The following is a 15,322-nucleotide window of genomic DNA, read 5'->3' as shown; positions in this document are numbered from 1 at the left end:
TCTCGCCGCGCGGAGCCGCCACGCGCGCGTGACCGGACCGACCGGAGACACCGTGCCCAGCCCCTACCGCGCCCTGTTCGCCGCTCCCGGCTCCAAGGGCTTCTCCGCCGCGGGGTTCCTCGGCCGGATGCCGCTGTCGATGATGGGCATCGGCGTGGTCACGATGGTCTCCCAGCTCACCGGGCGCTACGGCCTCGCGGGCGCGCTGTCGGCGACCATCGCGCTGGCGGCGGCGGTGGTCGGACCGCAGATATCGCGCCTGGTGGACCAGTACGGCCAGCGCCGGGTGCTGCGCCCCGCGACGCTGTTCGCGCTGGCCGCGGCGGCCGGGCTGCTGCTGGCCGCGCACCTCCGGTGGCCGGACTGGGTGCTGTTCGTGTGCGCCGCGGGCATCGGCGCGGTGCCGAGTCTCGGCGCGATGGTCAGGGCCCGCTGGGCCGCCCTGTACCGGGGCACCCCGCAGTTGCACACGGCGTACTCCTTCGAGTCCGTGGTCGACGAGGTGTGCTTCATCTTCGGGCCGATCATCTCGATCGGTCTGTCCACCGTCTGGTTCCCGGAGGCGGGCCCGCTGCTGGCGGCCTGCTTCCTGGCCGTCGGCGTCTTCTGGCTGACGGCACAGCGGGCCACGGAGCCCGAGCCGCACCCGCGCGAGCAGCGCGGCGCCGGCAGCGCGCTGCGCTCGCCCGGTCTGCAGGTCCTGGTGGCCACGTTCGTGGCGACCGGCACGATCTTCGGGGCGGTCGACGTGGTCACGGTCGCCTTCGCGGACGAGCGGGGCCACAAGGGCGCGGCGAGCGTGGTGCTGGCGCTCTACGCGGCCGGTTCCTGTGTCGCCGGGCTCGTCTTCGGCCTGCTGCGGCTCAAGGGGGCGCCGGAAAGGCGCTGGCTGCTGGGCGTGTTCATGATGGCCGTGAGTATGATCCCCCTCCTACTGGTCGGAAACTTGCCGTTTCTGGCCGTGGCGCTGTTCGCTGCGGGACTGGCCATCGCTCCGACGATGATCACCACCATGTCCCTCATCGAAGAGCACGTACCACGCGCACAATTGACCGAGGGCATGACCTGGATCAGCACCGGGCTCGCGGTCGGGGTGGCGCTCGGCTCCTCCATCGCCGGCTGGGTCATCGACGCGGCCGGGGCACAGGCCGGGTACGGGGTTCCGGCGGTGTCCGGGGCCGTCGCGGTCGCGGTCGGTTTCCTCGGGTACCGCCGGCTCGGCAGGCCGGCTCCGGGTCGGGGAGGCACCCTTGAGCACCACAACGAGCGGGAAGAACGGCACGTGGCGTAACTGGGGCGGCAATGTGACCGCCCGTCCCGCGCGGGAGGTCATGCCCGCCTCCGTCGAGGAGCTGGCCGCGGCGGTGCGCCGGGCCGCCGAGGACGGCCTGAAGGTGAAGGCGGTCGGTACCGGCCATTCCTTCACGTCGATCGCCGCCACGGACGGTGTGTTGATCCGCCCTCAACTGTTGACCGGTATCCGCCGGATCGATCGTGACACCATGACCGTCACGGTCGAGGCCGGTACACCGCTCAAGAGACTCAACATGGCGCTCGCGCGCGAGGGCCTCTCGCTCACCAACATGGGCGACATCATGGAGCAGACGGTCTCCGGGGCCACCAGCACGGGCACCCACGGCACCGGCCGCGACTCCGGCTCGATCGCCGCGCAGATCAAGGGCCTGGAGCTGGTGACGGCGGACGGCTCGGTGCTCAGCTGTTCGGAGAAGGAGAACCCGGAGGTGTTCGCGGCGGCCCGGATCGGCCTCGGCGCCCTCGGCGTCGTCACCGCGATCACGTTCACCGTGGAGCCGGTCTTCCTCCTCACCGCGCGCGAGGAGCCGATGCCGTTCGACAAGGTCCTCGCCGACTTCGACGAGCTGTGGGCCGAGAACGAGCACTTCGAGTTCTACTGGTTCCCGCACACCGGGAACACCAACACCAAGCGCAACAACCGCAGCGCGGGCCCGCGCAAGCCGGTGAGCCAGGTCTCGGGCTGGATCGAGGACGAGTTCCTCTCCAACGGCGTGTTCCAGGTGGCGCAGTGGGTCGGCCAGGCGGTGCCCGCCACGATCCCGACGATCGCCCAGGTCTCCAGCAAGGCGCTGTCCGCGCGCACCTACACCGACGTTCCCTACAAGGTCTTCACATCGCCGCGCCGGGTGCGCTTCGTGGAGATGGAGTACGCCGTCCCGCGCGCGGCCGTCACCGAGGTACTGCGCGAGCTGAAGGCGATGATGGACCGCTCGGACCTCAGGGTCAGCTTCCCCGTCGAGGTGCGCACGGCGCCGGCCGACGACATCACGCTGTCCACCGCCTCCGGTCGCGACAGTGCGTACATCGCCGTCCACATGGTCAAGGGAACGGCCTACCAGGGGTACTTCACGGCCGCCGAGCGGATCTTCACCGCGCACGAGGGGCGGCCGCACTGGGGCAAGGTGCACACGCGCGACGCGGAGTACTTCGCCCGGGTCTATCCGCGCTTCGGGGAGTTCACCGCGCTGCGCGACCGGCTGGACCCCGGTCGCCTGTTCCAGAACGACTACCTGCGGAGGGTTCTCGGGGCGTAGTCGGAGATGGCGTGAAGTGTGCCACTTCCAAGATCACAGAAACCGCGTAACGGACGGCCAAGTCCCACCTCTTGCCAGAAGTTGAGCGGCGCGCCAATCCACGCACGTGGCCCAAATGGAGTACTGTTGCGAGCCTTGGGCCCGGGCTCCCCACAGGGTGTCCTGGGCCTTGCTGGACCGCCGGGAGGGGACTAGTTGCACAGGGTGACGGCGTTGGTCACTTAGCGTGGCGAATAGGTAACCGTGTCATAACGGCGATCCAGGGTCCGCGCCCGACACGCCGGGCAACTCGGCAAGGTTGTGGCAGGCTGCACCCGGGCAGGCCACACTCGACTAGCGGAAGCAGCGACGCACGTGACGTCGGCAGGCACCACCCGGGAGGTCCCCATGCCCGAACTGCGTGTCGTGGCCGTCTCGAATGACGGCACACGGCTGGTGCTGAAGGCTGCGGACAGCACGGAATACACGCTTCCGATCGACGAGCGTCTGCGCGCTGCCGTACGCGGCGACCGTCCCCGCCTCGGCCAGATCGAGATCGAGGTGGAGAGCCATCTCCGCCCCCGAGACATCCAGGCGCGTATACGAGCCGGTGCGACCGCGGAAGAGGTCGCCCAGATGGCCGGCATCCCCGTCGACCGCGTCCGCCGCTTCGAGGGTCCCGTGCTGGCCGAGCGCGCCTTCATGGCGGAGCGGGCCCGCAAGACACCCGTCCGCAGGCCCGGCGAGAACGCCGCGGGGCCCCAGCTCGGCGAGGCCGTCCAGGAGCGACTGCTGCTGCGCGGCGCCGAGAAGGACACCGTTCAGTGGGACTCCTGGCGCCGTGACGACGGCACCTGGGAGGTCCTGCTCGTCTACTGCGTCGCGAGCGAACCGCACTCGGCGAGCTGGACCTACGACCCGCCCCGGCGGCTGGTCCAGGCCGTCGACGACGAGGCGCGCTCGCTGATCGGCGAGTCCGACGACCTCGCCGCCCCGGAGCCCAGCTTTCCGTTCGTCCCCCGCATCGCGCGGCTGCCGCGCGACCGTTCGATGGACCGTGCGCTGGAGCGCCCGAGCCTGCCCTCCCAGCCGTCCGAACCGGCCGAGGAGAGCATCGGCGAGCGGGAGCGGGACTCGCTGACCAGTCTGCTGGAGGCGGTACCGAGCTTCCGGGGCGACATGGTCGTCCCGGAGCGCCCCGCGGAGCCCGTGGAGGAGCCCGAGGAGCAGGAGCCGGAGGCCGAGGAGCCCCCGGCGCCCGCCGCCTCGGCCGGCTCCGCCTACGCGGACGTCCTCATGCCGCGCTCGGTGGGCAGCCACCGCGACCGGCTGATCGGCGCCACCGACCGGCAGGCCGAGGCGGACGGCGTCCGTCCGGGCCGCCGGGCAGCCGTGCCCAGCTGGGACGAGATCGTGTTCGGGACGCGCCGCAAGAAACAGGAGTGACGGGACCGGGACGCCGTACGGCAACTCGGTCCCGGCATCAGCCGGTTCAGGTAAATCGGTTCGCACGCCGGTTCATACGTACGGAAGGGCCGCACCTGCTCGGTGCGGCCCTTCCGTTTGCCCGGATGCGAGGCAGGTCACTGCGGGTCGGGGCCCACCGCGACCGGCCGGGACGGGTCCGAGGACCACTCCGACCAGGACCCCACGTACAGCGCCGCCGGGATGCCCGCCACGGCCAGCGCCAGCACCTCGTGGGCGCCGGAGACGCCCGAGCCGCAGTACACGCCGACCTCGGTGCCGTCGGAGGCGCCCAGCGCCTTGAAGCGGTCGTGCAGCTCCTCGGCGGGCAGGAACCGGCCGTCGGGGGCCACGTTGTCGGTGGTGGGCGCCGACACCGCGCCCGGGATGTGCCCGCCGACCCGGTCGATCGGCTCGACCTCGCCCCGGTACCGCTCCCCCGCGCGCGCGTCGAACAGCACCCCGGAGCGTGCCCGTTCGGCGGCGCCGTCCGCGTCGAGGAGGCCCACGGCGTCCGCCACCGGTTCGAAGTCGCCCTCCACGCGTGCGGGGACATCGGTCGAGAGCTCCCCCCGCCACTGCGGCAGACCGCCGTCGAGGACCCGCACGTCCGGGTGACCCGTCCAGCGCAGCAGCCACCACGCGCGGGCCGCGGCCCAGCCCTGTCCGCCGTCGTACACGACCACCGGCCGGGCGGCCGACACACCCGCCCGGCGCATCGCCGCGCCGAACTCCGCGAGGTCGGGCAGCGGATGGCGACCGGCGGCGCCCGCCGCGCCCGCGAGCTCCCGGTCGAGGTCGACGTAGACCGCGCCGGGCACATGTCCGGCCGCGTGGGCGGCCCGGCCGTCGAAGGGCGGCTCGCCCGCCGCCTTCGCCACGGTGAGCTGCCAGCGGACGTCGAGGACGACGGGCGGGTTCTCCCCCGCCAGGTCGCCGGCGAGTTCGGTTGCGGTGATGATGGCGTTCATGGTCCCCATCCTCGCGCACGGGGTGGCCCCCACGCTCAGCTCCGGCTACTCTGCTCGGCCGGACACGCTCGATCACGAGGCGTACGGGATCGAGCACATGCCGTACAGGCGATCGACATACGGCGACAACCGCGCGTAAACCGCTGAGAAACCCCCCATCAGGCATCCTCCGAGGGCGGAAGCGACACGGCCACCGCGAGGGGCCGAGGAGAGAGGGACGATGACCGAGGCACGTGGGTCGGCCGGCCTGAGCGGCGCAGCGCAGGCCCGGTACGCGCCCGGTACACCCTGTTGGGTGAGTCTGATGGTGCATGGGTTGACGGCCACGCAGGAGTTCTACGGCGCGCTCTTCGGGTGGGACTTCCAGCCCGGGCCGCAGCAGCTCGGCCCCTACGTACGGGCCCTCCTCGACGGCCGTGAGGTCGCCGGGATCGGCCAACTGCCCCCGGACCGCCATCTCCCGATCGCCTGGACGCCGTATCTCGCCTCGGACGACGTGGACACGAGTGCCGAAACGGTGCGGCTGTGCGGCGGCACCATCGGGGTCGGCCCGCTGGACGCCGCCGAGGCCGGACGGCTCGCGATCGGCTCCGATCCCTCCGGCGCCGTCTTCGGCATCTGGCAGGCGGCGGCCCATCGCGGCACGAACATCACCGGGGTGCCCGGCACCCCCGCCTGGAACGAGCTGGTGACCTTCGAGACCGCGAGCGTCGGCAAGTTCTACGAGACGGTGTTCGGCTACACACAGGAGGCGGAGGTGTCCGCCGACTTCGACTACGTGACCCTGCACATCGGCGGGCACCCGGTCGCGGGCATCCACGGGGTGGGCGCCTCGCTGCCCCGGGACCGGGGGCCGCACTGGGTGACGTACTTCGAGGTGGCCGACGCGGACGCGGCGCTCGCTCTCGTCACCGACCTCGGCGGGCACGTCCTCGGACCGGCCCGGGACAGCGCGTACGGGCGCGTGGCCACCGTCAGCGATCCCGAGGGGGCCCGCTTCGCCCTGATCGAGGGGCCCCGCTGAGGCAGACTCACGCGCCGAGCACACGGTCCGCCGCGGACCGCTGGCGCAGGAACAGCGCCGTTCGCTCCGCGAGGACGTCCGGGTGGGCGTCCAGCCACCGCTGCTGCAGCGCGGCGAGCCGGGCGTAGGCGGTCCGCAGATAGTCGGTGTCGGCCTTGCAGCGCAGGTCCGCCCGGACGGCCGGGTGCCGGCGGACGTCGGTCCCGGCGGGCAGCGCCCTCAGCAGCCCCGCGGGGGTCGCGGCCTTGAAGCCCGCCCGGGCCATGCACTCCTGCCAGCGCGCGGTCACCGAGCGGTAGGCCGGGTCGCGCTCCAGGCTCTCGAGCGCCTCCCGCTCCCCCTCGCCGAGGCTCAGCCGCAGGGTCAGCCAGCGTTCGCGGCCGTCGCCCAGCAGCCGTTTCTCCGCTTCGGCCTGACAGCCCGTCGCGGGCTGGTCGACGTCGACGTACCGGCCCTTCACCGACACCTTGTCGTCGGGGTCGCCGTAGAGCGCGCGGGTGAACGCCTTGCTCCTCGGCTGCTCGGGCGGCAGTGACTCGTCCGCCCCGGCGGCCCGGGTCTCCAGGGTCTCGACGCCGAAGGGCCTCGGCCGCGGGATGTCGGTCTCCCCCGCCTTCGCCACGGGCGCCGCGCGGTAGCCGAACCCCTGGCGTGTCATGCACGCGGTGATGAGCCGCTGCTGGGCGGTGGCGATACGTTCCTTCTCCGGGCCCCAGCTGTAGACCAGCGCGTAGATCGGCGGTGTCGTGCCGAGTCTGTTCAGTTCCGCCGGTGAGAGGGCCCTGCCCTCGGCGGCCTTCGGGCCCGGGCCGCCAAAGCGGCCGGTGAGGGCCCAGGCCGTCGCACCGACGGCCAGGACGAGCAGGAGCGCGGCGATACGGCGGCCGCGGCCGCCCCGAGTGATCAGCACCATGGTGTCCCCGTCGGTGGGCCCGGGTCCCGGCGGTCGGCCGCCGGGACCCGGTGCGTTCCGCTGTCAGTAGCAGTCGATCGACGTCGTGCCCCGCAGCCGCAGGGAGCTGGCCTTGTTGCGCAGATAGTCGGGCAGCGGCGCGCCGTTCGCCCGGCTGTCGGTCCCGCCGTCGCCGAAGTGGGAGTTGGCGTAGTGACCGGGGTTCACACAGAACAGGAAGCCGTTCGCGTCCCAGTCGGTGCCGGTGTAGTTGTAGTAGTGGCTCTCGTAGCCCCCGGTGGTGGAGTTGCTGGCGGACCACACCTGGTTGCTGACCGTGACCCCGTTGCCGAAGGTGTCGTTGCCGAAGTCGGGGTCGGTGTTGAAGTACTGGTGCTTGGACGAGTTGATGTCGGTGAAGAAGACGCAGTGGTTGCCCGAGTCGCAGTTGGGGCCCGCCGAGGCCGGCGAGGCGGCGACCACTCCGCCGGCGGCCACCATCGCGGCCAGCCCCGCGACGACCGCCGCCTTCCTGCGCAGGCCCGCCACCGTGGTTCGTACGGTCATCTCTTCTCTCTCTCCGTCGTCCGGGCCCGGCGGGTCCGGTGGGAAGGGAGCGGCCGGCCGCCGCTCCTCGCCGACCCACCGTGGACCCGCCCGGTGCAGCGGTGGCGCAGGACGGCCGCCGTTCCGGTGCAGTCCTGGTGCAGCCCGCGCGGTGACCGCAGTTGAGGGGCGCGGTGGCCGTGCGGGGCGCGAAACGGCTCTGGCGCCACGCGTGTAGCACACGGCATCGTGGGCCGCAGACCGAAAGAGCGGCGCGTGAACGACCGCGCGCGCCGGGGGGATTCGGGGGGACGCATGGAATTCCGTGTGCTCGGACCGGTGGAGGTGTGGGGGGCGGGGAGAAGGCTTCCGGCCTTCGCGCGCAAACCGACCGCCCTGCTGGCCGCGGGGCTCGTCGACGCCGGCCGTGTCGTACCGGTGGACCGGCTGGTGGACGCGGTGTGGGGAGAGGATCCGCCGGCCACCGCCGCGAAACTCGTCCAGAGCTATGTGGCGGCCCTGCGGCGGGTGCTGCACCGGCCCGGCCGCACCCCGGTGATCGTGACCCGGCCGAGCGGCTATCTGTTCCAGCCCGCCGAGGAGGAGCTGGACCTGTGGCTCTTCCAGGAGCTGGTCGAACGCAGCCGGCTGGAGACCGGGCGTGGCCGGCACACGGCGGCGGCCGACGCGCTGGAGCGTGCGCTGGGCCTGTGGCGCGGCCCGGCGCTCGGCGGGCCGCGGACCCCGGCGCTGCGGGTGGAGGCCACCCGGCTGGAGGAGATGCGCACGGCCGCCGCCGAGCGGCTGATGGACGCCCGGCTGCAGGCGGGCGGCGGTGCGGAGCTGATCGGTGAGCTGACCCGGCTGGTGTCGGAGCATCCGCTGCGGGAGCGGTTACGAGGGCTGCTGATGGTGGCCCTGTACCGCGCCGGGCGCAGGGCGGACGCCCTCGCCGTGTACCGGGACTGCGGACGGCTGCTGCGCCGGGAACTGGGGGTGGAGCCCGGGCGGGAACTGGCCGAGCTGCATGCCCAGTTGCTGGCCGCCGACGTCCTCGGCCCCGGCAGCGGCCTGCCCGGGCTCGCTCCGGATCCGGTCGCGGTCACGGCCGCCGGGGGCGGATTCCGGACACCGGAGCAACTGCCCGCCGCGGTGGGCACGCTGACGGGGCGCCGGACGGAGTCGGAGCGGCTGGTCGCGGCGCTCACGCAGGCCGAGGACGGTGTGCGGGCCCCGGGCCGGGTCTGTGTCGTGCACGGGATGGGCGGGGTCGGCAAGTCGGCGCTCGCCCTGCACGTCGCCCATCGGGTGGCGGCGTCCTTCCCCGACGGGCGGCTGTACGCGGATCTGCGCGGCGGCGACCTCGTCCGTGCCGCCGGTCCGGGGGAGATCGTCGCGGAGTTCCTGCGTGCGCTGGGGGTGCGCGCGGAGCACGTGCCCGGCGCGCTCTCCGAACGCACCGCGCTGTACCGCACGGTGCTGGCCCGTCGGCGGGTCCTGGTGGTCCTGGACGACGCCGCCGGGGACCGTCAGGTCCAGCCCCTGCTGCCGGGGACCGGCGGCAGCGCCGCCCTGGTCACCAGCCGCCGCCGGCTGACCGGGCTGGACGCGTCGGCCCTGGTCCGGCTGGGCGCTCTCGGGGTACGGGCCACGGTCGAGCTGCTGGGCAGCCTGGTCGGGTCCGAGCGGGTGGCCGCGGAGCCGTCGGCCGCGCTCGACCTCGCACGGCTGTGCGGCGGGCTGCCGCTCGCGGTGCGGGTCGTGGGCTCCCGGCTCGGCGCCCGTCAGCGCTGGCCCCTGGCCGGTCTGGCCGCTCGGCTGCGGGACGAACACCGCAGGCTGGACGAGCTGTGCTCCGGCGATCTGGACGTGCGCGCCGGTATCGCGCGCAGCTATCGGGGCCTGGCCGCCCGGGAGCGGCTGGCCTTCCGGCGCCTGGGCCTGCTGGGACCGGTCGACCTCGCGCCCTGGCTCGGCGCGCCCCTGCTCGGGGTGTCCGTGCCCGAGGCCGAACGGCTGGTCGAGGCGCTGGTGGAGGCGCATCTGCTGGAGGTGCTGGTCCCCGACGACTCGGGCAGAATCCGCTACCGCTTCCCCGACCTCGTACGTCTGTACGCCGAGGAGCGGGCCTGTGCCGAGGACTCCGCGCCGGAGCGCTGGGCCGCCGTGGAGCGCGCGGTGCGCCTGTGGCTCACGCTCGTCCGCCATGCCGCGCACCAGGAGCCGCAGCCGGGCCGCGGCTCCCGGGCGCCGGAGGGGTCCGAGCCCGACTGGAGCAGATCGCTGGAACGGCCCCGCCGGCTCCTGGACCGGGTGGAGGCCGGTGTGCGCCGCCCGGTCGGTCAGTAGGGCCGGCCGGTCAGTAGGGTCGGTCGGTCAGTAGGGGGAGACGGGCAGGACGTCCGGCGAGAGCGCGCCGGCGCGGGCGGAGGCGCTGGTCATACGGCGGCGGAAGTGCCGGCGGCACAGGACCTCGTAGGCCACGGTGTCCGCCTGGTTGACGTCCCCGACGACGACCTGCGCGCCCTCGACCACCATGGCGCCGCCGACCGTACGGGCGTTGTGGGTGGCGCGGGCGCCGCACCAGCACAGTGCCTCGACCTGGAGGACCTCGACGCGGTCGGCGAGTTCGACGAGCCGCTGGGAGCCGGGGAACAGCTTGGAGCGGAAGTCGGTGGTGATGCCGAACGCGTAGACGTCTATCCCGAGATCGTCGACCACGCGCGCGAGCTGGTCGATCTGCTCCTCGGCGAGGAACTGTGCCTCGTCCGCGATGACGTAGTCCGCGCGGCCGCCCTGGGAGAGGTGGTCGACGAGGTACACGTACAGGTCCTGGCCGTCCTCGACCTCGACCGCGTCGGTGACCAGGCCGAGGCGGGAGGACAGCTTGCCCTGGCCCGCGCGGTCGTCGCGGGTGAAGATCATGCCCTGCAGTCCGCGCGCGGACCGGTTGTGCTCGATCTGCAGAGCCAGCGTCGACTTCCCGCAGTCCATGGTTCCGGAGAAGAACACCAGCTCGGGCATGGTGGGTGGGGGACCTTTCGGTGTCTGCGGCGGTAACTGCGGCGAAGGGGGGTGGACGGGCGTCAGGAGCGTACTTCGAGCAGGGGGACGAGCTGCTCCGCGGGGGTCATCGAGCCGTGGTTGCCGACCATGGCCGACTCCTTGGGCTCCCGCTCGGAGGCGATGATCAGGACGTCGTCCCGGGCGGCCGCGATCACATCGCCGAGACGCTCGTACACGCGTTCGTCGATGTGCGGTCCGAACCAGCCGGCGGCGATCGCCTCGTCCCGCGAGGCCACCCAGAACTGCTCGCCGAGCACCTCGCGCCAGCAGGTCAGCACGTCGTCCGCGGCGCCGGGGACAGCGTAGACATGGCGGGCGCGGCCCTCGCCGCCGAGGAGGGCGACTCCGGCGCGCAGTTCCCAGTCCTCGTCGAAGTCGATGCGGTGCTGCTCGTCGAAGGGGATGTCGACCATGCCGTGGTCGGCGGTGACGTAGAGCGCGCTGCGCGGGGGCAGTTGCTCGGCGAGGCGCTGGACCAGCCGGTCGACGTACATGAGCTGGCCGCGCCAGGTGTCGGAGGCGACGCCGTAGCGGTGGCCCGCGCCGTCGAGTTCGGCGTAGTACGTGTAGACGAGGGAGCGGTCGCCGGCGGCGAGCTGTTCGGCGGCGAGGTCCATGCGCTCCTCGCCGGTGAGCCGCCCGTGGAAGGTGCCGCCGCTGAGCGCGACCTTGGTCAGCGGGGTGTTCTGGAAGGCGGGCGAGGAGACCTGCGCGGCGTGCACGCCCGCCCGGTCGGCGAGCTGGAAGACGGTGGGGTACGGCTGCCAGGTGTGCGGCGCGGTCCAGGGGTGCCAGCGGAGCTGGTTCATCAGCTCGCCGGTGGCGGGATCGCGCACGGTGTAGCCGGGCAGGCCGTGGGCGCCCGGCGGGAGGCCGGTGCCGACGGAGGCGAGGGAGGTCGCGGTGGTCGCCGGGTAGCCGGCGGTGAGCGGACGTCCGGTGCCGCCGCGCGAGCCGCCGAGGAGGCTGTGCAGATACGGCGCCTCGTCCGGGTGGGCCTCGATCTGCTCCCAGCCGAGGCCGTCGATCAGGAAGACGCAGTTGCGGTCGGCCGGGGTGAGCTCCTCGATCGCCGCGGTCGTGCCGGGTACGCCCATGCCCGCGGCCAGCGTGGGCAGCAGGTCGGCGAGGGAGCCGGTGCCGTACTCGGGGACGGGGGCGGAGGAGACGGCGAGGGGTTCGGGGTGGTCCCAGGAGGCGGGGGCGGCCATCAGCGGGAGGTGTCCGCGGTGGCCTCGGAGAGCGCCTGGGCGAAGACGAGCGTCTGGCGCACCGTCTCCGGGCCGTCGCCCGCCTCGCTGACGCGCAGGCTGAGGTCGTCCGCCGTGGAGTTGCCCGTGTAGCCGTGGTCGGCGTCGCAGTTGGGGTCGCCGCAGGCCGCCGGTTCCAGGTCGATGCGGGAGACGGCGCCCCAGCCGATGGTCAGCACGACCTCTCGGGGCAGGGTGCCGGGGGTGTACGACTCCGGGTTCGCGACCACGCGGCTGAGGACGACCGACGAGATCCGGCCGAGCTTCACCGACTCCGTGGACGTCGTGGCGTACGGCGTCGGGGAGGTGGTGTCGGCGGCCTGCTCGTCGGTGTGGCTGACGATGAAGCGGTTACCGGTGAGGACCAGCACGGTCACATGCCGGCGCACCTCGTTCTGGTCGAACGTGGTCTCCTGGTGGACCAGGTACGACCGGATCGGCTCGCCGCCCACGGCGGCCTCCACCGCCTCGGCCACGAGGGCCGGGTAGTAGCCGCTGCGCTCGATCGCCGCGCGCAGCCCCTGGGTCGTCGTACTGGTCTTGGCCATGCCGTCCATCCTACGGGGACCCACTGACTGCGAGGCACCGCTCGTGGGGGCCCGGTCCGGGCGCGCGAGGGGACCCCGGGTCCGTCAGACCACCGGCAGGGTCCGCGGGCCGAGATCGTCGCGGGCCGGGGGCGGGGCGAGGCGGACCGAGGCGCCCAGGACGCTCACGCCGTGCCGGGCGACGACGACCGGTTCCAGGGTGACCGCGACCACCTCCGGGTGGTCGTCGACGAGACGCGAGACGCGCAGCAGCAGCTCCTCCAGGGCGGGGGTGTCGACGGGGGCGGCGCCGCGCCAGCCGAAGAGCAGGGGGGCCGTGCGGATCGAGCGGATCAGGGAGGTCGCGTCGCGGTCGGTCACCGGCACCAGGCGGTGGGCCATGTCGCCGAGCAGTTGGGAGGCCGCCCCGGCGAGCCCGAAGGAGAGCACGGCCCCGGCCGCCGGGTCGATGACCGCGCGGACGACGGTGTCGACCCCGCGCGGGGCCATCGCCTGGACGACCGGACGGATCTCCTCCGGCTTTCCGAACAGCTGGGTCAACTCGGTGTACGCCCGACGCAGTTGCTCCTCGTCGGCGAGGTCGAGGCGGACGCCGCCGAGGTCGGCGCGGTGGCGCAGGTGGGGGGCGGTGGCCTTGAGGGCGACGGGGTAGCCGAGGGCGCCGGCCGCGCGGGCCGCGTCGTCGGGGGTGGGCGCGGGGGTGGCCCGGCGGGGGTGCACGCCGTAATGGCCGAGCAGCTCGCAGGTCTCCTCGGTGCCGAGGGTGAGGCCCTGTCCGCGGGAGAGGAGCCCGTCGATCAGCCGGGCGGCGCCCTTCTCGTCGATGTCCTCGTACTCGGGCACCTTGCCGGGGTCGGCGGCCTCGCGCCGCCACTGCCCGTACTTCACCGCTTCGGCCAGGGCGCGTACGGCACGCTCGGCGGCGGGGTAGGCGGGGATGAGGTGGGCGCCCTCGGGGGCCTCCCTCGCGGCGGCGCCCTCGGGGGCCGCGCCGGGCTGGGACGGGGTCGCGCCACGCGTGCGTGCGCCCGCTCCGGCGCGCGGTGCGGTGCTGGTCGCGGCGGACAGGGCGGCCGCGAGGCCGCCGAGTTCCACGTGGACGACGAGGACCGGTTTGGCGGGGGCCGCGGCGGCCGCCGAGCGCAGCGCCTCCGCGAGGGCCGCGTCGCTGGGCGAGGTCTCGCCGATCGCCGGGATCGCCGTCACCACGACGGCGTCGCAGGTCTCGTCGGCCAGTGCCCGGGCGAGCGCCGCGTGGAAGTCCTCCGCCGAGGCCTCCGTCGTCAGGTCCAGCGGGGGCAGCGGGCGCAGTCCCTCGGAGAGGCAGGCGTCGTAGGTCAGCAGGCCGAGCGACTCGGAGTTGCCGAGGATGGCCACCCGGGGGCCGGTCGGCAGGGGCTGGCGGGCGAGCAGCAGGCCGGCGTCGACCAGCTCGGTGATGGTGTCGACGCGGATCACGCCGGCCTGGCGCAGCAGCGCCGACACGGTGGCGTGCGGGAGCCGGGTCGCGCGCACGGCGTGGCCCTGCGGGGCGGAGCCGGAGCCCTGGACGACCACCAGGGGCTTGGCCGCCGCGGTGCGCCGCGCGAGGCGGGTGAACTTGCGTGGGTTGCCGATGGATTCCAGGTACATGAGGGCGACGTCGGTGTCCGGGTCGTCGTACCAGTACTGCAGGACGTCGTTGCCGGAGACGTCCGCGCGGTTGCCGGAGGAGACGAAGGTGGACACCCCGGTGGTGCCGGTGACGCCGCCGCCGCGCCGGTGCAGCCGGGACAGCAGGGCGATGCCGATGGCGCCGGACTGGGCGAACAGTCCGATGCGGCCGGGGCGCGGCATCTCGGGGGCGAGCGAGGCGTTGAGCCGCACCTGCGGGGAGGTGTTGATGACGCCGAAGGCGTTGGGGCCGATGATCCGCATGCCGTACGCGCGTGCGTGCCGGACGAGGGCGCGCTGGCGTTCGCGGCCGTCGGGGCCGCTCTCGGCGTATCCGGCGGAGAGGACGACGAGGCCCTGGACGCCGTGTTCCCCGCACTCGGTGACGACCTCGGGCACGTGCTCGGCGGGGACGGCGACGACCGCGAGGTCGACGGGGCCGGCGATGTCGCGCACGGAGCGGAGGGCTGGGATGCCGTCGACGTCCTTGAGGTCCTCGGGGAACGCGCGGTTCACGGCGTACAGGGCGCCGGTGAAGCCGGCCTCGCGGAGGTTGCCGAGGACGCTGCGGCCGACGCCGCCGGGGGCGCGGCCGGTGCCGACGACGGCGACCGAGCCGGGGGCCAGCAGCCGTCGTACGGAGTGGGACTCGGCGCGCTGTTCCCGCGCGCGCTGCACGGCCAGGGAGCGTTCGGTGGGTTCGAGGTCGAACTCCAGGCGGACGACGCCGTCCTCGAAGCTGCGCTGCTGGGTGTAGCCGGCGTCCGTGAACACCTTGATCATCTTGGTGTTGGCGGGCAGCACCTCGGCGGCGAAGCGGCGGATGTCCCGCTCGCGCGCGACGGCCGCGATGTGTTCGAGGAGGGCGGAGGCGACGCCGCGCCCCTGGTGGGCGTCCTGGACGAGGAAGGCGACCTCGGCCTCGTCGGCGGGCGCGGAGGCGGCCATGCCGTCGGCACCAATGCGGTCATAGCGTACGGTTGCGATGAACTCGCCGCCGACCGTGGCCGCGAGTCCCACCCTGTCCACAAAGTCGTGGTGCGTGAAGCGGTGGACGTCCTTGGCGGACAGTCGCGGGTAGGGCGCGAAGAAGCGGTAGTACTTCGACTCGTCCGAGACCTGCTCGTAGAAGCTGACCAGGCGCTCGGCGTCATCGACGGTGATGGGGCGGATGCGCGCGGTGCCGCCGTCGCGCAGCACCACGTCGGCCTCCCAGTGGGCGGGGTACTCGTGCCGGTCCGAGGCGCTCTGCATGGGGCCCAGAGTACGGCTCGCGTACGACAACGGCGCGAGGCAGTCTGTGGAGGACGAACAGCCGGATCGAGGCCGCGATCCGGCGACCGCGCGGGGAACGGGACG

General features: G+C 73.5%; 12 protein-coding genes. 5 read left to right on the top strand and 7 right to left on the bottom strand.

The annotated features are described in order from the left end of the window. Positions 1-52: 52 nt before the first annotated feature. From ABZ464_RS18135 to sepH, 3 genes are all read left to right on the top strand, one after another. Complete coding sequence (locus tag ABZ464_RS18135) at positions 53-1,291, top strand: MFS transporter (protein WP_359277976.1); 1,239 nt, start codon at positions 53-55, stop codon at positions 1,289-1,291. Further along, on the top strand, positions 1,251-2,570 hold the full coding sequence (locus ABZ464_RS18130; protein ID WP_359277739.1) for a D-arabinono-1,4-lactone oxidase: 1,320 nt from the start codon (positions 1,251-1,253) through the stop codon (positions 2,568-2,570). The genes ABZ464_RS18135 and ABZ464_RS18130 overlap by 41 nt, the downstream gene beginning before the upstream one ends. Before the next feature lie 387 nt (positions 2,571-2,957). Continuing rightward, positions 2,958-3,995, top strand: coding sequence for a septation protein SepH (gene sepH, locus ABZ464_RS18125; RefSeq protein WP_359277736.1), 1,038 nt, complete (start codon positions 2,958-2,960; stop codon positions 3,993-3,995). A 137-nt stretch (positions 3,996-4,132) separates the two neighbouring features. Here sepH and ABZ464_RS18120 read toward each other — a convergent pair whose 3' ends face one another. Then, on the bottom strand, positions 4,133-4,984 hold the full coding sequence (locus ABZ464_RS18120; protein ID WP_359277734.1) for a sulfurtransferase: 852 nt from the start codon (positions 4,982-4,984) through the stop codon (positions 4,133-4,135). A 220-nt stretch (positions 4,985-5,204) separates the two neighbouring features. Here ABZ464_RS18120 and ABZ464_RS18115 point away from each other — a divergent pair, with 220 nt between their 5' ends. Beyond that, on the top strand, positions 5,205-6,008 hold the full coding sequence (locus tag ABZ464_RS18115; RefSeq protein ID WP_359277731.1) for a VOC family protein: 804 nt from the start codon (positions 5,205-5,207) through the stop codon (positions 6,006-6,008). A 7-nt stretch (positions 6,009-6,015) separates the two neighbouring features. Here ABZ464_RS18115 and ABZ464_RS18110 read toward each other — a convergent pair whose 3' ends face one another. Together ABZ464_RS18110 and ABZ464_RS18105 are read right to left on the bottom strand one after the other, a co-directional pair. Next, the gene (locus tag ABZ464_RS18110) at positions 6,016-6,921 is read right to left on the bottom strand and encodes a hypothetical protein (RefSeq protein ID WP_359277729.1); all 906 of its coding nucleotides are present in this window, start codon (positions 6,919-6,921) and stop codon (positions 6,016-6,018) included. A 63-nt stretch (positions 6,922-6,984) separates the two neighbouring features. After that, positions 6,985-7,467: a hypothetical protein gene (locus ABZ464_RS18105; protein WP_359277726.1), complete on the bottom strand. Its 483-nt coding sequence runs from the start codon at positions 7,465-7,467 to the stop codon at positions 6,985-6,987. A 294-nt stretch (positions 7,468-7,761) separates the two neighbouring features. Between ABZ464_RS18105 and ABZ464_RS18100 the strand changes: the two genes are divergently transcribed. Next, on the top strand, positions 7,762-9,795 hold the full coding sequence (locus ABZ464_RS18100; protein ID WP_359277723.1) for a BTAD domain-containing putative transcriptional regulator: 2,034 nt from the start codon (positions 7,762-7,764) through the stop codon (positions 9,793-9,795). Positions 9,796-9,822: 27 nt separating this feature from the next. On the opposite strand, the gene ABZ464_RS18095 is transcribed toward ABZ464_RS18100, so the two are convergent. From ABZ464_RS18095 to ABZ464_RS18080, 4 genes are all read right to left on the bottom strand, one after another. Beyond that, complete coding sequence (locus tag ABZ464_RS18095; protein WP_359277720.1) at positions 9,823-10,470, bottom strand: thymidine kinase; 648 nt, start codon at positions 10,468-10,470, stop codon at positions 9,823-9,825. 62 nt (positions 10,471-10,532) lie between these two features. Continuing rightward, a complete protein-coding gene (locus ABZ464_RS18090) occupies positions 10,533-11,723 on the bottom strand; it encodes a nucleotide pyrophosphatase/phosphodiesterase family protein (protein WP_359277717.1) in 1,191 nt (396 codons plus the stop codon). Next, positions 11,723-12,319: a DUF5998 family protein gene (locus ABZ464_RS18085; protein WP_079078802.1), complete on the bottom strand. Its 597-nt coding sequence runs from the start codon at positions 12,317-12,319 to the stop codon at positions 11,723-11,725. Before ABZ464_RS18085 ends, ABZ464_RS18090 begins: the two co-directional genes overlap by 1 nt. Positions 12,320-12,394: 75 nt before the next feature. Next, positions 12,395-15,217, bottom strand: a complete 2,823-nt coding sequence (locus ABZ464_RS18080; RefSeq protein WP_359277713.1) for a GNAT family N-acetyltransferase — start codon at positions 15,215-15,217, stop codon at positions 12,395-12,397. Positions 15,218-15,322 lie beyond the last annotated feature (105 nt).

It is taken from the genome of Streptomyces sp. NPDC005820 (genome assembly GCF_040630255.1).
Taxonomy (GTDB): domain Bacteria; phylum Actinomycetota; class Actinomycetes; order Streptomycetales; family Streptomycetaceae; genus Streptomyces.
Note: the sequence above shows the minus strand (reverse complement) of the source record. Positions and strands in the feature narration are given on the sequence as shown.